We start from the raw sequence: 20,512 nt of genomic DNA on the forward strand, positions 1-20,512 counted from the left end.
TGAATTAATCATCCGAAAAACGAGCCTCGAATTGCCAAAGATGGCAACTTATACTGCAAACCCCTCCTTTGAGTTATTAACGACCTGGGCTATGGGTAAATCAATCGAAATAATGAGGAAAGCCATTTATTATTTCGTCTCACTTTTATAATTTTCTTATATGAGAACTTTGCGTTATGAGGATTTTATGTTTTACTAACACTTAGCCGAAAAAAGAATGAAACCAGCGAAAGCCTCAATTTTTTCCGGTTATAGCCAGACCTAAATTGCGGACAGAGGTTTAATTGCGCTAAATTAAGTGTTTTGTGCTTTGCTTTATTCACCAACTGAGACCATGTGGGCTCAAGCAATTGGTTAGGGGGAACTCTTGATGAGACAAACCAATTTTCTCTTTACTTCCGAATCGGTTACGGAAGGGCATCCGGATAAGATTGCCGATCAGATTTCCGACGGTATACTTGACGCAATCATTGCAAAAGACAAGAACTGCAGGGTTGCCTGTGAAACCATTCTGACTACAGGAATCGCCTTTGTGGCCGGAGAAATTTCCACCAGGGCGTATGTAGAAATTCCTGAGATTATTCGGGAGACAATTCGTGAGGTGGGATATACCGATGCGACATGGGGATTTGATTACAGCACCTGCTCGGTGTTGACCGCCATTCATAACCAATCGGGCGATATTGCCATGGGTGTGGATTCAGGTGGCGCTGGCGATCAAGGGTTAATGTTCGGATATGCCTCGAATGAGACCCCTGAACTCATGCCAATGCCCATAATCCTGGCCCACCGTTTAACCAGAAAACTGGCAGAAGTTCGAAAAAAGAATATTCTCCCCTGGGTCCGGCCTGACGGAAAATCACAGGTGACGGTCGAATATAAAAACGGGAAACCCATTCGCATTGACACCATCGTCCTTTCCACCCAACACAGCGATGCAGTCACCTCAAAGAAAATCGAAAAGGATGTGATGGAAAAAGTAATTATTCCCGTCATGCCTAAGAAATTTTTCAATCAAAAAAATATCAAATTTCACATAAATCCCACTGGACGATTTGTCACCGGTGGCCCCATGGGAGACACCGGACTGACTGGACGAAAAATCATCGTAGACACTTATGGTGGAGTTGGCAGTCACGGAGGAGGAGCTTTTTCCGGGAAAGACCCCAGCAAGGTAGACCGATCAGCCTCATACATGGCGCGATATATTGCGAAAAATGTCGTTGCCGCCCAATTGGCAGAAAAATGTGAAGTGCAATTGGCTTATGCCATCGGTGTGGCAGAACCAGTTTCTGTTTTGGTTGATACAAAGGGCACAGAAAAAGCGTCAGTTGAGCAGATCGAAAAGCTCATCATCAAACACTTTCCGTTGACTCCAAGAGGCATCATCGAGCATCTCAAGTTGCGCCGCCCGATTTACAAAAGAACTGCAGCATACGGACATTTTGGGCGAAACGAACCAGGATTCACCTGGGAAAAAACCGACATAGCGAATGTACTCAGAAAAGGGGCAGGCCTATAATTTTTAAGCGCCTCGGCCTTTTGAGTAAGGGGGATTTCAAGTCCCCCTTCTTCTGTCCAGCATCTTCAATCACTCATCCTGAGAAGGGGAAGAAATTCCATGAGCACTGCAACTATAACTAAAGCCGCCGCAACTGACTATAAAGTTGCAGATATCCGTCTTGCCGATTGGGGACGAAAAGAATTATGCATTGCCGAAACAGAAATGCCGGCATTGATGGCCCTTCGAGAGAAATATCATGAATCCCAACCATTAAAGGGTGCCAAAATTCTGGGCTGCATTCACATGACTATTCAGACCGGGGTGTTAATTGAAACGCTTATCGAACTGGGAGCTGAAGTTCGCTGGTCTTCCTGTAATATCTTTTCAACACAGGATCATGCTGCCGCTGCCATCGCCGCAAAGGGAATTCCTGTATTTGCCTGGAAGGGTGAAACAGAAGAAGAATATGAGTGGTGCCTGGAACAAACCATTTTAAAAGATGGCCAACCGTGGGATGCCAACATGGTTCTGGATGACGGTGGGGACTTGACGATGATGCTCCACCAAAAATATCCAACCATGTTAAACCGTATTCATGGAATTACTGAAGAAACAACCACAGGGGTTCATCGGCTACAGGAAATGTTAAAAAATGGCACGCTAAAAGTTCCAGCCATTAATGTAAATGATTCAATCACCAAATCAAAAAATGATAATAAGTATGGTTGCCGACACAGCTTGAATGACGCGATCAAACGCGCGACTGATCACCTCCTGTCAGGGAAAAAGGCCCTCGTGATTGGGTATGGCGACGTCGGAAAGGGCTCGGCACAATCACTCCGACAGGAAGGCATGATTGTCAAAATTGCAGAGGTTGATCCCATCTGTGCCATGCAAGCCTGCATGGATGGTTATGAAGTGGTCTCTCCCTATAGGGGTGGGATCAATACAGGCAAGGTCGAGGACACCAACTACGACCTTCTCCAAAACACAGATATAGTCGTCACAGCTACCGGCAACTTGAATGTCTGCGATTCGGCCATCCTGCAATCCTTGAAATCTGGGGCGGTCGTTTGCAATATTGGACACTTCGACAATGAAATCGATACTGCCTTTATGCGAAAGAACTGGCAATGGGAAGAAGTAAAGCCTCAAGTGCATACGGTCTATCGTGACAAAGCCAGCAATGATCACCTCATTTTGCTGTCCGAAGGGCGCTTGGTGAATTTGGGAAATGGGACCGGGCATCCATCCCGAGTCATGGATGGTTCATTCGCCAATCAAGTCCTCGCTCAAATTTATCTCTACGAGCGGAAATTCGCCGACCAGAAAAGTGGACCGATTACAGTGCAGGTTTTACCGAAACATCTCGACGAAGAAGTGGCAGCCCATATGGTTCGAGGTTTTGGAGGGGTTATCACTAAACTCACTCAAACACAGGCTGATTATATTCACGTACCAGTCAACGGACCGTTTAAAGACGACAGCTACAAGTACTAACATTTACCCTAGGGTAGTTTCGATATTTTTCCCAGCACCTCTTCACAGTGCACATAACAAAAGATGACAATGTCTCTACAATATTGATTGCGAATTCAAAAATAACCACAGATAATAATCTTTAGGGGGCCCTGGTCTGACAGGGTCCCCTAGCTTTTTTCAAACAATCTGGTATTCTGTTCATATGAATGGTATCAAGATTGGCTACTGCTATAGTATTGCCTCTTCCCAACTAAATTGGTACATTAAACTCTCAAACCACTCTTTTACACGGGAAAATCAAGTCCCGTGTTAGTCGGTTTCAATAACCCACTTTCGTATATGTAAAAGAGATTTCAAGCCTAAGGTTTTTATTTCACCAACAAATCTATCACCGTTGAATTTCCCATCTAGTCATGGGGAACATGCTCTTAGGTGACTAGAGATATAAGAGGACTTAGACAGCTATGTCACGAACGTTAGACCCCTCATTAGCCGGAACTCCACAACGAGATTACCCCACAATGATTCTATTTGGGACAATTGTATTGACCACACTGGTCGGGCTCCCATTGTATGCCTATTTTTACGATTTCTCCTGGGTAGACTGGACTATGTTTGTCATGCTTTACCTATTTACAGGATTAGGAATTACTGTAGGCTATCACCGGTTAATTACCCATAGGAGCTTTAAGTGCCCAAATTGGATCAAAGCCACATTCTTAATCGCAGGCGGTATGGCGTTGGAAAACTCAGCGTTAAAATGGGCCAGCGACCATATTAGGCACCATGCTCGGTGCGACCAAAAAGAAGACCCCTATAACGCCACACTGGGCTTTTGGCACAGCCATTGTGGCTGGATTTTCTGGAAGGATCCCAATCGTGACCCCAAATATGCCACCCGCCTTCTGCAGGATCCTCTGATATTGTGGCAGGACAAATATTACCTTCCCATTCTTTTGTCTGGACTTGTGCTGCCATTCGTCGTAGGATTTTTATACAATGGGTGGATTGGAGCTATCGGGTGCTTCCTCCTGGCTGGACTTGCACGTACGTTCTTTGTTCTCAATTCAACATTCTTCATTAATTCCATTTGCCATATCTGGGGTGATCAACCCCATGGAACAGCTGATTCGAGCCGAGATAGTTGGTGGATATCATTACTCACATTTGGGGAGGGATATCACAACTATCATCATATGTATCAAAGTGACTATCGAAATGGGATTCGCTGGTACAATTTCGATCCATCCAAGTGGCTTATATGGACGCTGAGCAAATTAGGCTTAGCCTATGATCTTCGGCGCCAGTCTCCTAACCAGCCGTAACGACATTTAGCATATAGAGGCTCCTCCGGTCTGGATTAGACTCTCGGACGGAGCCTCCTCTCCTGCTTTTTAGTTATCCGGCCAATCTCTCACACATCTCATTATTGCGCACCTGAGAAGTCGTGTGATAAATTCGCCTGCATTCACGCGGGTTTTTGACAATATGATTACAAGTGAACTTCAACAAAATACGGGTAGATTTCTGATGAATACCTATACCCGACTACCCATTTCCCTTGTTCGAGGAAATGGATGTCTGGTGTATGATGCCGAAGGCCGGGAATATCTCGATTGTCTCGCGGGGATTGCCGTCAATATCCTAGGCCATGCCCAACCGGATCTTGTGGAGACCATCACGCGACAAGCCCGGCAACTGATTCATACCTCCAACCTGTTTTATACCGAACCCCAAACCAGACTAGCCGAAAAGCTGGTGAAACTGTCCTTTGCGGACAAAGTATTCTTTTGTAATAGCGGGACAGAGGCCAACGAGGCCGCTATAAAGTTAGCCAGGAGGTATGCACACAACACCTTTGGTCCGGAACGGTTTGAAATTTTGACCATGGTGAATTCCTTTCATGGACGAACATTGGCGAGTCTCACTGCAACCGGCCAGCCAAAATTACAAGAAGGGTTTGGACCGCTTGTTCCTGGCTTTCGATACGTTCCATTCAATGATCTGGAAGGCTTGAAAGCCAATATAACTCCCCAAACGGCAGCTGTGATGTTAGAACCCATTCAGGCTGAGGGTGGGATTATGGTTCCCCATCCCTCCTATCTGAAGGCACTTCGAGAGTTCTGCACAGACAAACAAATTCTTCTGATTTTTGATGAAGTCCAAACCGGAATGGGTCGTACAGGGACGTTATTTGCTTATGAGCAGTTCGGAATTCGACCCGACATTATGACGTTGGCCAAAGGCTTGGGGGGGGGTCTCCCCATTGGAGCCTGCCTAGCTACCGACAACGTCGCAGCGGCATTTGAACCAGGCACCCATGCCTCCACATTTGGAGGCAACCCTTTAGCCTGCGCAGTAGCCTTAAAAGTCTTAGAACTCCTCATTGAAGGCGGAAAACTTGAACAAGGGCTGGTTGCCGGTCGCTATTTAGCCAAAGGACTTGGCTCCCTGAAAGAACAATTCTCCTGCATTCATGAGGTCCGCGGCATGGGCCTCCTCCAGGGTTTAGAATTAACCATTGACGGAAAACCTCTCGTCCTGGAATGCCTTGAGCGACGGGTCCTAATCAACTGCACTATGGGAAAGGTCCTCCGATTTGTGCCTCCCTTGATTATCAGTAATGCCCAGATTGATCGACTCCTGTCCGTCCTTTCGGACGTTCTTTCCAAACATCGATAAATCATGTCGTCACCAAGCCAGCCTTCTCGTACCCGAAAATCCACCCCTTCCGCACCGCGCAAGAAGAGGACGGCCCTTCCCAAGGACCTGCTTACCGTGGCCGATATTCCCAGGGATACGATTCACCATTTAGTTGCTCTTGCGCAAAAGATGAAGGCTGCCCGAAGACAGGGGCGCTCCACCTTTCCTTTGAAGGGCAAAACGTTGGGTCTCATTTTTGAAAAACCCTCTACACGAACTAGGGTTTCCTTCGAAGCCGGGATGAATCAACTTGGTGGACAAGCCATTTTTCTAGCGTCAGAAAAAATCCAATTGAGCCGTGGAGAAAGTTTAGCCGATACGGCAAAAGTTCTCACGCGATATTTGGATGGACTCGTCGTAAGGACATTCAACCAAGCCTCCCTAGAAGAATGGGCCCGACATACCTCAATTCCTGTCATCAATGGATTAACGGACGATTGTCACCCCTGCCAGGCATTAGCTGATCTTTTGACTATTGTCGAACACAGGGGCCACGCGAAAGGCTTAAAGCTGGCATACATTGGAGACGGAAACAATATCACACACTCCCTCATCGAGATCGGGGCAAAGGTCGGCATGCACGTGATCGTAGGATGCCCAAAAGGCTATGAACCTGATCCCCGCATCGTTGAGGCGGCACAAAAAGAAGGCGAACAAACAGGTGCCAGAATTGAAATTACCCACGATCCTAACATTGCCGCAACGGACGCTGATGTGATCTATACAGATGTGTGGATCAGCATGGGCCAGGAACACCAGCAGGAACCACGCATGGAAGCTCTGGCGCCCTATCAAGTCAACGGGAGACTCATGCAGCAGGCAAAACCCGATGCCCTCCTCATGCATTGCCTGCCGGCCCATCGGGGAGAGGAAATAACCGAAGACGTGCTGGACGGCCCACAATCAGTCGTTCTGGATCAAGCCGAAAACCGCCTACACATCCAAAAAGCTATTTTGCTTCAATGGTTAGGAAGATAGCCTTCATGAAGAAACGCGCCGGCGCGACCTCTCTCAACACCCGATCCCGTTCTTCAGGATCTCCCCAACCAAAGCCGCAACAAAAACCCGGAGATCAAAAACTCTGGGGAGGGCGTTTTCAAGGTCAAACACATCAACTAGTGGAAACGTTCACTGCCTCGATCAATGTTGATCGTCGCCTATATGAATACGACATTGAAGGCAGCATTGCCCACTGTAAAACGTTACAACGGGCTAAGGTCTTGCCACAGCGAGAATGCCAAACCATTATTCGAGGACTCCTGACCATTCGGGATGACATTCGCGCCGGCCGCCATCAATGGAAGACCGAAGATGAAGATGTGCACATGAGCATTGAACGGCGTCTGACTGAGCTCATTGGGCCAGTTGGCGGGAAACTCCACACCGGCCGAAGCCGGAATGATCAAGTCACCCTGGATCTTCGACTCTACCTCAGGGATACCCTCCAACACTTGAGCAATGATCTTCGTGTACTTCAACAATCGCTCGTGGCGCTCGCTGAGCGGTATATGGGCGTGATGATGCCGGGGTATACACATTTACAGAGGGCCCAGCCTGTTCTCTTTTCACATCACGCCCTAGCCTACGTGGAAATGGTTGAGCGGGACAAAGGACGTCTCCAGGATGCCTTGGTTCGAATTAACGTTATGCCGTTAGGTTCCGGTGCACTAGCCGGAAACAATTACCCGATCGACCGACACTATACCGCTTCCTTATTACATTTCCCTTGCGTGACCCAGAATAGCCTGGATGCCGTGTCTGACCGAGATTTCGTAATTGAAGTGCTTAGCGCTTGCGCCATCGTAATGATGCACCTCTCTCGTTTAAGTGAGGAGCTGATTTTATGGTCATCACAAGAATTCCACTTCATAGATCTTCCCGACGGATTTTGTACAGGCAGCAGTATGATGCCACAGAAAAAAAACCCAGACGTCCCTGAACTGATCCGAGGAAAAACCGGCCAGGTCTATGGGCATTTGTTCAGCCTCCTGACCACTTTAAAAGGATTGCCTCTCAGTTACAATCGGGACCTTCAGGAAGACAAAGAACCGTTGTTTGACACATTGGATACCGTGACGATATCGGTTAATATTTACGCGGAACTCCTGGCCCAACTATCTATACGACCTGAGCCTATGAAAGAAGCGGTGTCTCAGGGTTTTCTGCTTGCCACGGAATTGGCGGACTATCTGGTGAAAAAGGGGATGCCTTTCCGTGAATCCCATCACGTGGTGGGAAGTCTGGTACGGGAGTGTTTAGCGAAAGGGAAGGATTTGGGACAACTCACCCAACAGGATTTACTGAATGCCTCCTCATCTTTTGACGCCAAGGCATTTCAGGTTTTAACTCCCGAAGCTGCGATTAACAATAAAAACATTATAGGTGGCACCGCTACAGCCCAAGTCACAAAACAGATCAAGGGTTGGAAAAAATCATTACAGGCCGAAATGAAACGTTCGATGAAGAAATAGTGAACGGCATGAGACAAATCTTTAGGACGCCTACCAGGTATTTCAATATTTTTTGCATACTGGCGCTTTTCTTCTCCTCAGGTTGCGGAGCAGTAGGCCCTCCCATTCCCCCAGAAAAAGTTGGCATTGAAGCCAAGAGACTCAAGCAACAGCAAGATCAGGCCAAAACAGAGGGGGACTTTGCCCAGGACCCCCTGAATGTACCACTGGAAGAGGCAGTGGAATTACCCACCGTGTATCCTATCGATACCCGATAATACACAGGGATTTGTCCAGGGAGAACCTCACAAGGTACAATGAGGTCCTCCACAGTCTCTCTAACTGTTTGTGGAGGTTAAAAGAATGGATACCTCTCTCACTCACGGTGAAATTCGTCCCAAACTTCTGTTGCTTGATCCCTATCCACGAAATAATCCCTATCGTATGACGGCTAGCGAACGCCGGTCGATCTGGTTTCCGAAACTCAGCCTACCAGCGATTGCCGCCTATACTCCAACAACATGGGATGTCGAAATCGTGGACGAAGCCGTAAGGGATATCGATTTTGAGACTCCCTGTAATGTGGTTGGAATATCCATCATGACATGTTATGCCCCGAGAGCCTATGAAATCGCGGATGAATTTCGTCGACGTGGGAAACCCGTTATTCTCGGAGGAGTGCACCCCACCTATTGCCCGGATGAAGCCCTTCGCCATTGTGACGCCATTGTCTGCGGGGAAGCTGAAGACCTTTGGCCTCAAGTCATCACCGACATCGAAACCGGGTCCTTGAAACGAATCTATCGCATGGACCAATTTCCAACCTTGAGTCATTACAAACCCCCGCGTATTGAATTGCTCAGCCCGGATTCTTATATGACCAGGCTTTGCACCTTCACGACGCGAGGATGTCATTTTGATTGCGAGTTTTGCAGCGTTTCCCCATTTAATGGCAAAACAACTCGACGCCGACCCGTTCCCGAAGTCATTGAAGAGCTGAAAAGAGCCAAAGAATGGCTGCGATCGGACATTATTGAACGAATGACCCGTGGGTCACTGTTCCACGCCTTAACAACCTCCCTGAAAATTTGGGTAGGGCTGGAAGAAGGTTCGATTGTTGCTTTTGTGGATGACCTGCACAATAGTCATCGTGCCTACTGCCGTGAGTTATGGCAGGCCCTGAAATCCCTCAACATTAAATGGGGCTGTCAGTCCACTCTCTTTCTTGGGGATGATCCTGAAATGGTACGATTGGCTGCCGATAGCGGTTGTGTATCGGTTTTTGTCGGAATGGAATCGTTGTCGGATGATTCGCTCGATGAAACGAACAAAGGATTCAATCAGGTGCGGAAATTTGAAAATCAAATTAAAATGTTTCATGACCATGGCATCATGGTGAATCCCGGCCTCGTGTTTGGATTTGATAATGATGACGAATCGGTATTCGAAACCGCCGTAGAATTTTTGACAAGAAACAAAGTCGAATTGGCCTATTTTAATGTGTTGACCCCCCTTCCAGGGACGGCTTTATTCGAACGCTTTAAGCGGGAAGGCCGGATCATTGATCAGGACTGGTCGAAGTATGACGGCAAGCATGTGGTATACACACCCAAACGCATGTCAGCGGAGCAATTACAGGAAGGGTTTTTCTGGGCCAACCACCAGTTTTATTCCTGGCCCTGCATTTGGAATCGCATGGGGCATAAGAGCCAACGACTGATTCCCCGGCTTGAAATGAATTGGGAATTTCGAAAATTGATCTACCGCACCACACCCAAAGGCGCTCTATCCCCTCTGGCTAAAGTCTTAAAAAATCTGCAAACCAAACTCCCGACCTGTGAAACGCACCAACTCGTTCCTAACGCTCTTCACCCTCAACTATCTCCTGATTCCAAACCCCAGGAGCTCTGTTTGAAAATGAAAGCTCGTCGTCACGATGCCTTTGCGGCTTTGTTCATTGATCTGGAGGGAACATTAGACCACCTCAATGCCAAAGAGCTCTTGAAAAGGATTACACAAGCTGGACGTGAGGCCAAAATGGACATCGTAGTCAACTTTGAGCATATAAAACATGCGACTCCGAAAGCTATTTACACGTTATTTGATGGGGAAATTCTTCGAGCCATCACCCCACACACAAAATTACGATATCGAAACTTAAAAGAAGCCTTTCAATCCATTGTTTCCGAAATCGCTCTTGAAAATTTGGACCTGTTTGATGAGGATACCCAGCATGCATGACTTTCACTACCAGGGAGACGAATTATTCTGTGAGGAGGTCTCCATTCGCCACATTACGGAACAGGTAGGGACTCCCTGTTACATTTATAGCCATCGGACATTGATTCGACATTTTCATGCTTTTGATCAAGCCTTCAATGCCATTCCACATATCGTGGCTTTTGCCATGAAAGCCAATTCGAATCTAACCGTCTTACGTCTCCTCGCCAAGGAAGGGTGTGGCGCAGACATCGTGTCTGGTGGAGAACTTTTCCGCGCGTTAACAGCCGGAATGGCGCCCAACAAAATTGTCTTTGCCGGGGTCGGCAAATCCAAGGAAGAAATTCAATATGCATTGGAATCAGATATTCTGATGTTCAATGTTGAATCTCCAGGTGAATTGCAGCAGATCAATGAGGTCGCTGGCTCCATGGGTCTTCGCGCCAAAGTGGCGTTACGCATCAATCCGGATATTGATCCCAAAACCCATCCGTACATTTCTACCGGATTAAAAAAAAGCAAATTCGGAATTGGAGCGGACCGGGCACTTGAAGAATTTGACGCAGCAGGGAATCTTCCTCACATTGAAGTAGTAGGCGTTCACTCACACATTGGTTCCCAATTAACCCAGGTCACCCCATTTGTTGATGCCTTAAAAAAAGCGATCACCTTAATTCAAACACTGCAATCCAAAGGTGTCCACATTCAATATCTCAACATCGGCGGAGGACTTGGTATTACCTACTCGGACGAAACGCCTCCCCATCCCAAAGAGCTGGCTGAAGCTATTTCCCCGTTGCTACAATCCGTCTCATGCCAGATTATTATGGAACCGGGCCGGTCTATTGTAGGGAATGCGGGCATCTTGGTGACGAAAGTGCTGTATAACAAGGAAAGCGCGGACAAGCATTTTGTGATTGTCGATGCCGCAATGAATGATCTGTTACGACCAAGCTTATATGATGCTCACCACGATATTCAGCCGGTCTTAAAAAAAGAGTCATCCGCAGTCAACACTGTTGATGTAGTTGGACCCATTTGCGAATCAGGAGATTTTTTAGCAAAAGATCGAAAAATGCCCCATTCTCAACCTGGAGATCTCCTGGCCGTTATGAGTGCCGGAGCGTATGGATTTACAATGGCTTCAAATTATAATTCCCGGCCACGCGTCCCCGAGGTGCTTGTAAAAGGGAAGGACATTACAGTCATTCGAAAACGAGAAAGCTATGAGGACCTCATTCGAGGCGAAACCATTTCAGAATCCTTCTCGAATTGATTTTTCCATTTAAAGTCTTGTATTGATTCGCCAAGGCGTTCGCCGGTTTGTCGTGACAAACACAAAAATTCCCTACACCAAAAGATTGAGGTCAGAATTATGTTCAGCGGTTCGTTAGTCGCTATTGTCACTCCATTCTCGAAGGGAAAATTTGATGAAAAGGCCATGGCCGATCTCATTGAATCCCAAATTTCTTTTGGGACCCATGGCATTGTACCTTGTGGGACGACAGGCGAATCAGCCACCTTGACCCCGGAAGAGCATGAACGGGTCGTTTCATTCACCGTGGAAGTGGTGAATAAGCGGGTTCCTGTCATTGCCGGAACAGGTTCAAACTCTACCGATGAAGCCATTACTTTTACGAAACATGCCAAAGCCGTGGGTGCCGATGGGGCTTTGCTCATCACGCCGTATTACAATAAGCCCACACAGGAAGGGCTTTTTCGTCATTTCTCCGCCATCGCTAAAGCCGTCAACTTACCCCAGATTCTTTACAATATTCCAGGGCGGACCAGCATTAACATGTTACCGACCACGGTGAGCCGCCTGTCGGAAATTCAAAATATTATTGGCATCAAGGAAGGCAGTGGATCTCTCCAACAGGTGTCCGAAATTATACAACAATCCCGACCTGGCTTCCTTGTGCTCTCAGGCGATGATCCCTTGACACTCCCGATGATCGCCCTCGGCGGGAAAGGCGTGATCACCGTCACCGCCAACGTCGCCCCGACTGACATGGCAAACATGGTGAACGCCGCACTAAAAGGTGACTACGAAACAGCTAGACTCCTTCACTACAAACTTTCTCCTTTATTTGGAGCATTATTTTTGGAGACTAATCCCATTCCTGTAAAAGCGGCTCTGGCCATGATGGGAAAAATGTCAGAAGAAGTTCGACTGCCGCTTACACCACTTGCTGCGGAATTTCGACCAGCACTCCAAGATGCTTTGCAACAAGCCGGAGTACTCTGAGGAAAAGAACGCATGATTCGAACGATCATTACCGGCGCGGCCGGTCGAATGGGCATGCGATTAGTCGCATTAACTCAGGGCACCCCTGGACTACAGCTTTCCGGAGCAGTCGAAGTAAAAGGGCATCCCGCTATTGGAAAAGATGCCGGCGAAGTCGCCCAAATCGGAAAAGTAAACATTCCGATCACCGACGATCTCCAAACCTGTCTCTCACAGGGTGATGTGGTGGTCGACTTCACGGCTCCTTCATCCTGTCTGGCCAATCTCCAGCATGTCGTCAAATCCACCAAGGCTATGGTCATTGGAACTACCGGATTCACTGATCAAGAATTGGCCCAACTTAAAACATTCGCTCTCAAAATCCCCTGTGTGTTTTCCCCAAACATGAGTGTAGGGATCAATGTGCTCCTCAGCACCATCGGGAAAATCGCCAGATCTTTAGGTGAGCAGTACAACATCGAAGTAATCGAAGCCCATCACAATAAGAAAAAGGATGCCCCCAGCGGAACCGCTCTAAAACTGGCTGAAGCTCTGGCAGAAGGCATGGAATGGGATTTACAAGAAGTAGGCGTCTATACACGACACGGTATGACCGGCGAACGGAAAACTCGTGAAATTGGCATGCAAACCATCCGCGCAGGAGATATTGTTGGCGATCACACAATTTTATTGGGGGGACCAGGAGAACGCATTGAAATAACCCACCGGGCCCATACTCGCGATACCTTTGCCCAAGGCGCGCTCCGGGCAGCTGAATGGGTAGCCCAAAAACCACCTGGCCTCTATTCCATGGCCGACGTTTTAGGCTTATCCTAAAACAAATCAACTTCCTGAATTTATCCGCTATAAAGGTATCCCTCCTCAACAACAATTGCATGAGACCTCTTCTCTCCCATGTCTCCAAGCCATTCAATCGAGCACCTACTTATCCTGGCCTAAAAGACTCCATTTTTCCTATCGATACACAATTCTTTCATTGACAAAGCCGAAGAGCACGTGGTCTTATCGAAAGAGATTCAAGGACCACATTCACTCATCGCACTTCGCTTTGAATCTCATCGGACGAGGTAAGGGATTAGCGTAAATATATCAGGTAAATGTAAAAAGGAGACTGGCTATAATGGATATTTTTGGAAAGATTCCTCTGGTGGAGATTCCGGTTCATGTGACCCCGGATCAGAAAAAATGGTTGGATAAAATGGTGGAAGAAGGAAAAATTGCCATTCCTCCAGGTGGAACGCTGGAAAAAGGCTCAGTTATTTCTATGTTTCTCAGGATGCTCATCCACAATGCCATGGAAGAACAGATGCGCCAAGCCGCCATCGACGCCGAAGACGAAGAAGACGATGATGAATAGAGAGCCAATAAATGTCCCATTTAAGACCTTTCTATTGCCAACGCATCTAGTTTCTTATATTGATGGTCAAAATCTTTCAATTGTTCATCAATATTGAGTTCGAAAAGCTTATTAATAAACAACATCCCATAAATTAGGTATCTTGAGGCTTCCAGTAATTCAACCCGCAAGCTTACGTCTCTGTTTGGCCCCCATTCAAAACCAATGACTTCACTTCCTTCGCTTTTCATGAATAACTCATCAAGAGATCCAGGGGATGAGTGAACGTCCTGGGAAAACGATCAATAAGCACCAACATAAAGATGGTGAAGGTTTATATCTCTTGCCCATTGCTCTTTATTGCTAGTACATTCTTTTCCCTCTAACGCCTCTTCAATTTTCTTTATGAGTTCATCCGTTAGTTCCAGTTTAATGTCATGGAATACATTCGTAGATGCGCTTCTAATCGACCGAACCAGCTTCAATCTGTCCTTTTCACCAATTTTGGCATATGCATGAACAAATTCATAAGATTCACAAATCTTCCCCAACACGATTAGACTTTCCAGCGCAACTCTTAACATCGAACATCCTTGCGATACCAATCCTTTTTCAAAAAGAATCACTGCTGCTTGGACATCATTGAGTAATTTGATCAACAAACAAGCGGCAAAAAGCTCTTGCCCATCACGATTATGGATTTCCAAACGATATTTTGTTTGCTGACCAAACCCATTGAGGTCTTCGACTAATTAAAAAGAGAGATGATTTTTTGCCCGAATCTCCTCGCGATATTTCTCTATTTCCGGTGAGAGAAAACCTGATCGTCAAGGCTCATCAAGCGACCCTCCCGTAATAATTCACCATCTACTTCCCTTCTAATTTCGATAATTTATCCAAGGGCTTTATTGGAAAACTCCGCGAAGTTCAAGCAGATTATATGGCCCGGATTTTAGGCAAGTTTGGCACAGACGGATTTAACTTCGGTATAGAGATCCAACGCCTCGTGTCCCATTTCCCGCCCCCAGCCGGATTGTTTGTATCCGCCAAACGGGAGTGACGCATCAAAAACGTTATGACAATTAATCCAAACTGTTCCAGCCCGTAATTGCGCGGCAATGCGATGCCCCTTACTCAAATCTTTCGTCCAGACAGCTGCTGCCAAACCATAGATATTATTATTAGCCTTGGCAATCACATCTTCCACGTCGGCAAAGGGTTCAGCACACACCACAGGGCCAAAAATTTCTTCTTGAATAACCTTCATGGTTGAGTTGGTATTGACCAAGACGGTCGGTTCAACGAAATACCCTTTGTCTCCAGACCGTTTCCCCCCCGCAACCGCTTGAGCACCTTCGGCAAACCCCGACTCCAAATATCCCAGGACACGGTGTTGTTGTTCATCAGATACTAACGGCCCCATTTGAGTGGTAGGATCAAGTCCCGGTCCTATCTTAATTTGTTTGGCTTGATCGGCAACCCCTGCCACGACCTTATCAAAAATGCTCTTTTCTACATACAGCCGTGAGCCGGCAGCGCAACATTGCCCATGATTAAAGAAAATCGCACTCGCTACTCCGGGTATTCCCGTTTCCAGATCAGCATCCGGCAAGACGACACTTGGTGACTTGCCACCAAGTTCCAATGTGACTTTTTTAAGATTCCCTGTTGCAGCATTCACAATAAGTTTGCCAACTTCGGTCGATCCAGTAAATGCAATTTTATCCACATCTGGATGCGCAGCTAAGGTCGCACCTGCGGTTTCCCCATAGCCGGGAACAATGTTCACGACTCCTTCGGGAAATCCTGCCTCCATGAACAATTCTCCCAAACGCAACGCGGACAAAGGTGTTTGTTCGGCCGGTTTCATCACTATAGTACATCCCACAGCCAACGCCGGGCCAAGTTTCCATGCCGCCATTAACAGAGGAAAATTCCAGGGAATAATTTGGCCGACAACACCAACCGGCTCACGAAGGGTATAGGCCAGGAATTGAGACCCAGGCATATAGGGAACCGAAATGGGAATGGAATTGCCCTCAATTTTTGTTGCCCATCCCGACATGTATCTAAACAAATCAACAGCCAATGGCACGTCTGCTGCCCGCGCAATGGTTAACGGCTTGCCGTTATCCAAAGACTCTAATTGAGCAAATTCTTCTATATTCGACTCCAGAAGGTCCGCCAACCGCCATAGGAGTTTGCCGCGGTCAGACGGCGTCATCTTTCGCCATGGGCCTTGTTCGAAGGCCTTTCTCGCAGATTTCACGGCAAGATCAATATCAGCCTTATCGCCTTCCGCCACCTCCGCCATTACTTCACCCGTTGCAGGATTAAACGTGGAAAATGTTTTGCCTGATTGGGCGTTAACCCACTGACCATTAATCAGCATTTTTCGTGGATGGGACACATAAGAATGGACAGCCGGATGAAGCCGTTCAGTTGAAGTCGCCATACTCATTGGGTACCTCCTTTTTTTCAGAAAAAATCATCTGTATCGGATTTCAAGAACCAGGCCTATGAGTTGCCTTAAAAACATAAGGGGGTTGAAAATCTGATATCGTCGCTGGCTTCCTTCTTGACGTCGACTTCACCCATGACTCCAAGAATTCAGAACTACCTCCTATTATGACGACGATTCAATATCTAGCGCAAACCTTAGTCCGTTAGGTTGTCCTTCGGTGTCTTAGAATAAACCACTTTTCAGCAGGCTTTTGAAATGGGTCGTGATACGATGCCGTGCCTATTATGCGAACTTTTCCACAAAATTCCATTATTTCCGATAGAAGGGTATAGACAGGTAGTAGGGTTAAATATACCTGCTAATTGTTTCCAGAATTTGCAATCACGGACTGTTGAATATGTTTTTAATTAAGTGACAGAACTCCCCCACGAGGAAAAATAATGAGGTGCTCAAAAAGACTCATCCCGTAAGCCCGTCGCGGTTTTGGCAAACAGAGGGTACGGCGGAATACGTGAGCACAACCAAGAGCGAGAAGCACGCCGGCAGGATTTTTTACCATTCCCGATCAGGACAATGGATAAAAGGCATCCTTCCGCCATTGGTTGCAAAGGCTGTTAGGTAAACCAGGAGGAGGATTGGCTTGGCAACCAATAATACAAACGCCCGACCAAATTATGGCTATGCAATAATAAAGAGATTATTTTAGTGTAGGAAAGACCTTTTCTGCGGCAGCAATCGTCTGATGAATGTGCCTATTGGTATGAGCCGTTGAGAGCAACATGGCTTCAAATTGAGAGGGAGCTAAATATATTCCATGATTGAGCATTCCATGAAAAAATTTTGCGTATCGCACGGTGTCTGACTTTTTGGCCTCGGCATAATCAGTGACAGGTCCTTCGGTAAAGAATCCACCCAACATGGAGCCAACTCGAGTTTGATAGTAGGGAATCCCTGTTTCCTTAGCTGCTTCTCCTAATCCCTCGGCCAACATTTTGGATCTTTTTTCTAATTCTTTATAGACTCCAGGTGTTTGAAGGATTCGGAGTGTCTCTAATCCAGCAGCCACTGCCACTGGATTTCCGGAGAGAGTTCCGGCCTGATACACCGGACCAGCCGGGGCAATCATTTGCATAATGTCCTTTGTGCCTCCATATGCTCCAATGGGCAAGCCTCCCCCGATGATTTTCCCTAAAATCGTGAGGTCAGGTATAACTTCATAGAGGGCTTGCGCTCCACCAGGATCAACTCTAAATCCAGAAATGACTTCATCGAAAATCAAGAGAATATCGTACTTTTCAGTGATCATTCGGAGCCATGGCAGAAATTCATCCGATGGAGGAATCACGCCCATATTTCCTGCAATAGGCTCTACAATAATTGCGCCCAAATTTTGTGCATGTTTATGAATGAGTTTTTCGGTGGTTTTAATGTCGTTATATGGCGCGGTCAGTGTATGGCGGGCAAACGATTCTGGTACACCAGGGCTATCAGGTATCCCCAGAGTAGCCACGCCTGATCCGGCTTTAACGAGCAAATGGTCGGCATGTCCATGATAGCAGCCCTCGAATTTCAATATTGAATCCCGTTTAGTGTAGGCTCTGGCTAAACGAATGGCGCTCATAACGGCTTCCGTCCCCGAATTTACGAGACGGACTTTTTCAATTGAGGGAACCATCTTGATGATAATTTTGGCTAACTCCACTTCCCCCTCGGCTGGGGCCCCAAAGCTCGTCCCGCGTTTCGACGCACTGATGATAGCCTTTAATACCCGCGAATTTGCATGCCCAAGAATCATAGGCCCCCAAGATAACACATAATCCAAAAATTCATTGCCATCCACGTCCTCTAACATTATTCCTTTAGCTTGCTTAATAAATAAGGGATCTCCTCCGACTGAGCGAAAAGCTCTGACGGGACTGTTAACGCCCCCTGGAATAAATGAATTCGCTCGTTGAAATAATGCGCGGGACTTTGTTGTCTTCACGAATTTTTTTCCTCTATCTTTAAAATCAATTTAATAGGTTATTTGAGCCGTCTTCTCAAAAGCAAAACCTACCCAAGCACTTTCAAAAATTCTTATCTTTCCAAAGAATTCACAAATTAATTAACTTATTGTTTTAAACATTCATAACTCCCAAAAATCATTAAGAATCGTTTATTTAATCTCCTTCAGTCTGACTCCAACTTTACAAAGCTTCAACCATTCCACTACTTTTTTCCCAGAGAAACAACCAGCTATCCAATTTCCCCCATCTTTTACTATTCAAAACTTAGAAAGATTTCGAGACCAGTTCCAATTATATATTTTCTATATAGCTTCAAATTCCTTACCTGCAGTGCAAAATTTTCCTATTTATTTTTTAAACATTTGACCGAAAATTTTAGAATACCGTCAACAATCAACAATTTTTAATCATATTGGGATGAACCGATGTATTGTGAACAACGGAGAAAGAATGAAATAACAATTCTTGATTGTTTTGGAAGATTTGATGAGGGTGACACAAAACAATTTATTCAGTGGCTTGAACAATTACAAAACCATGGTATTCAACATTTAATATTGAATTTGACTCCCTTGTACTATTTGGATCCTAAAGTGGTGAATCTCATTTTTTTTGCGCAGCAATTTCTTCAAGCGAATTCAGGTACATTTTCATTGGTAAGCCCACTTAGTTCGGTAAGGAATGAACTTGTTCGAGGAAAAATTCCTCATACCATACCCACATTTGATACCATGTATGATGCTATGCATCGCCCACACTGTGCCTATAATGAATGTTCAATTTAGTATGGACTTCTTTGAAATAGAAAAGCCCAGGGATGATAAATCCCTGGGCTTTTCCTATTTTAATCTCGGCAACGACCTACTTTCCCACAGCCTCACGGCTGCAGTATCATCGGCCCTGGAGGGCTTAACTTCCGTGTTCGAAATGGGAACGGGTGGTACCCCTCCGGTAAGGTCACCGAGAAAGTGTTTGCGAATAGTGAATAATTTAAAAATTTTTAATTGAGCTGATTTTTTAAATAAAACTCACATATTCCCTTAGACCATGTCTATCAAGAACAAATGTTGTTAAGTCGCACGGCCGATTAGTACTGGTTAGCTTCAGGCCTCACAGCCCTTCCACACCCAGCCTATCAAACTCGTAGTCTACAAGTGGCCTTTAGGGAGGTTACCCTCCGTGTGATCTAATCTTGAGGCTAGCTTCCCGCTTAGATGCTTTCAGCGGTTATCTAAACCGGACATAGCTACCCGGCACTGCCGCTGGCGCGACAACCGGCACACTAGCGGTCCGTCCATCTCAGTCCTCTCGTACTAGAGACAGACCCTCTCAAATCACCTCCGCCCACAACAGATAGGGACCGAACTGTCTCACGACGTTCTGAACCCAACTCTCGTACCGCTTTAACGGGCGAACAGCCCGACCCTTGGGACCGGCTTCAGCCCCAGGATGCGATGAGTCGACATCGAGGTGCCAAACTTCCCCGTCGATGTGAACTCTTGGGGGAAATCAGCCTGTTATCCCCGGCGTACCTTTTATCCGTTGAGCGATGGCCCTTCCACGCAGAACCACCGGATCACTAAGCCCGACTTTCGTCCCTGTTTGAGCTGTCGCTCTTACAGTCAAGCTCCCTTTTGCCTTTACACTCAATGGCTGATTGCCGACCAGCCTGAGGGAACCTTTGGGCGCCTCCGTTACCTTTTGGGAGGCGACCGCCCCAGTCAAACTACCCACCAGACAATGTCCTCACCCTGGATGACAGGGCCAAGTTAGAATGTCAGAAAAGCAAGGGTGGTATTTCAAGGTTGGCTCCACGAAAGCTAGCGCTCCCGCTTCATAGCCTCCCACCTATCCTACACATACTCGCCCAACACCCAATGTCAAGTTGTAGTGAAGGTGCACAGGGTCTTTCCGTCTAGTTGCGGGCACCCGGCTTCTTCACCGGAACAACAAGTTCGCTGAGTCTCTCCCCGAGACAGCGCTCCAGTCGTTATGCCATTCATGCAGGTCGGAACTTACCCGACAAGGAATTTCGCTACCTTAGGACCGTTATAGTTACGGCCGCCGTTTACTGGGGCTTCCATTCGGAGCTTCGCCTT

At 46.7% G+C, this 20,512-nt stretch carries 17 protein-coding genes and 2 rRNA genes (1 of these 19 cut by a window edge); 13 read left to right on the forward strand and 6 right to left on the reverse strand.

Annotation, left to right across the window (positions count from 1 at the left end; translation table 11 throughout):
- Positions 1-370: 370 nt before the first annotated feature.
- The 12 genes from metK to PQG83_RS14840 all read left to right on the forward strand — a co-directional run bounded on the left by metK (position 371) and on the right by PQG83_RS14840 (position 13,964).
- Positions 371-1,522 (forward strand): methionine adenosyltransferase, encoded by a 1,152-nt coding sequence (gene metK / locus PQG83_RS14785; protein WP_312742571.1) that lies wholly within the window; start codon positions 371-373, stop codon positions 1,520-1,522.
- Between the two features lie 99 nt (positions 1,523-1,621).
- Positions 1,622-3,004 (forward strand): adenosylhomocysteinase, encoded by a 1,383-nt coding sequence (ahcY, locus tag PQG83_RS14790; RefSeq protein WP_312742575.1) that lies wholly within the window; start codon positions 1,622-1,624, stop codon positions 3,002-3,004.
- Positions 3,005-3,450: 446 nt separating this feature from the next.
- Positions 3,451-4,311, forward strand: coding sequence for an acyl-CoA desaturase (locus tag PQG83_RS14795; RefSeq protein ID WP_312742578.1), 861 nt, complete (start codon positions 3,451-3,453; stop codon positions 4,309-4,311).
- 163 nt (positions 4,312-4,474) lie between these two features.
- The gene (locus PQG83_RS14800) at positions 4,475-5,668 is read left to right on the forward strand and encodes an acetylornithine transaminase (RefSeq protein ID WP_312742580.1); all 1,194 of its coding nucleotides are present in this window, start codon (positions 4,475-4,477) and stop codon (positions 5,666-5,668) included.
- 3 nt (positions 5,669-5,671) lie between these two features.
- Positions 5,672-6,667 carry an ornithine carbamoyltransferase gene (gene argF, locus PQG83_RS14805; protein ID WP_312742583.1) on the forward strand — a complete coding sequence of 332 codons (996 nt, stop codon included), beginning with the start codon at positions 5,672-5,674 and terminating at the stop codon, positions 6,665-6,667.
- A 5-nt stretch (positions 6,668-6,672) separates the two neighbouring features.
- Complete coding sequence (gene argH / locus PQG83_RS14810) at positions 6,673-8,160, forward strand: argininosuccinate lyase (RefSeq protein WP_312742586.1); 1,488 nt, start codon at positions 6,673-6,675, stop codon at positions 8,158-8,160.
- An 8-nt stretch (positions 8,161-8,168) separates the two neighbouring features.
- The gene (locus PQG83_RS14815) at positions 8,169-8,417 is read left to right on the forward strand and encodes a hypothetical protein (RefSeq protein WP_312742589.1); all 249 of its coding nucleotides are present in this window, start codon (positions 8,169-8,171) and stop codon (positions 8,415-8,417) included.
- Between the two features lie 85 nt (positions 8,418-8,502).
- Complete coding sequence (locus tag PQG83_RS14820) at positions 8,503-10,380, forward strand: B12-binding domain-containing radical SAM protein (protein WP_312742592.1); 1,878 nt, start codon at positions 8,503-8,505, stop codon at positions 10,378-10,380.
- Positions 10,373-11,635: a diaminopimelate decarboxylase gene (lysA, locus tag PQG83_RS14825; protein ID WP_312742595.1), complete on the forward strand. Its 1,263-nt coding sequence runs from the start codon at positions 10,373-10,375 to the stop codon at positions 11,633-11,635. The genes PQG83_RS14820 and lysA overlap by 8 nt, the downstream gene beginning before the upstream one ends.
- Positions 11,636-11,734: 99 nt before the next feature.
- A complete protein-coding gene (gene dapA / locus PQG83_RS14830) occupies positions 11,735-12,607 on the forward strand; it encodes a 4-hydroxy-tetrahydrodipicolinate synthase (RefSeq protein ID WP_312742598.1) in 873 nt (290 codons plus the stop codon).
- A gap of 12 nt (positions 12,608-12,619) precedes the next feature.
- The gene (gene dapB, locus PQG83_RS14835) at positions 12,620-13,423 is read left to right on the forward strand and encodes a 4-hydroxy-tetrahydrodipicolinate reductase (RefSeq protein WP_312742600.1); all 804 of its coding nucleotides are present in this window, start codon (positions 12,620-12,622) and stop codon (positions 13,421-13,423) included.
- Between the two features lie 304 nt (positions 13,424-13,727).
- Positions 13,728-13,964: a hypothetical protein gene (locus PQG83_RS14840; protein ID WP_312645330.1), complete on the forward strand. Its 237-nt coding sequence runs from the start codon at positions 13,728-13,730 to the stop codon at positions 13,962-13,964.
- A 20-nt stretch (positions 13,965-13,984) separates the two neighbouring features.
- Here PQG83_RS14840 and PQG83_RS14845 read toward each other — a convergent pair whose 3' ends face one another.
- From PQG83_RS14845 to hemL, 4 genes are all read right to left on the reverse strand, one after another.
- Positions 13,985-14,194 (reverse strand): hypothetical protein, encoded by a 210-nt coding sequence (locus PQG83_RS14845; RefSeq protein ID WP_312742602.1) that lies wholly within the window; start codon positions 14,192-14,194, stop codon positions 13,985-13,987.
- A 51-nt stretch (positions 14,195-14,245) separates the two neighbouring features.
- Positions 14,246-14,650, reverse strand: a complete 405-nt coding sequence (locus PQG83_RS14850; protein WP_312742605.1) for a DUF5677 domain-containing protein — start codon at positions 14,648-14,650, stop codon at positions 14,246-14,248.
- 245 nt (positions 14,651-14,895) lie between these two features.
- Positions 14,896-16,404 (reverse strand): aldehyde dehydrogenase family protein, encoded by a 1,509-nt coding sequence (locus PQG83_RS14855; protein ID WP_312742608.1) that lies wholly within the window; start codon positions 16,402-16,404, stop codon positions 14,896-14,898.
- 700 nt (positions 16,405-17,104) lie between these two features.
- A complete protein-coding gene (hemL, locus tag PQG83_RS14860) occupies positions 17,105-18,391 on the reverse strand; it encodes a glutamate-1-semialdehyde 2,1-aminomutase (RefSeq protein WP_312742610.1) in 1,287 nt (428 codons plus the stop codon).
- A gap of 447 nt (positions 18,392-18,838) precedes the next feature.
- Here hemL and PQG83_RS14865 point away from each other — a divergent pair, with 447 nt between their 5' ends.
- Positions 18,839-19,198, forward strand: coding sequence for an STAS domain-containing protein (locus PQG83_RS14865; protein WP_312742613.1), 360 nt, complete (start codon positions 18,839-18,841; stop codon positions 19,196-19,198).
- A 63-nt stretch (positions 19,199-19,261) separates the two neighbouring features.
- Here the strand turns inward: PQG83_RS14865 and rrf are convergent.
- Both rrf and PQG83_RS14875 read right to left on the reverse strand, forming a co-directional pair.
- A 5S ribosomal RNA gene (rrf, locus tag PQG83_RS14870) occupies positions 19,262-19,378 on the reverse strand.
- 101 nt (positions 19,379-19,479) lie between these two features.
- A 23S ribosomal RNA gene (locus PQG83_RS14875) occupies positions 19,480-20,512 on the reverse strand (it continues 1,977 nt past the right edge of the window).

The sequence above is a fragment of the Candidatus Nitrospira neomarina genome, from assembly GCF_032051675.1.
Taxonomy (GTDB): Bacteria; Nitrospirota; Nitrospiria; order Nitrospirales; family UBA8639; genus Nitrospira_E; species Nitrospira_E neomarina.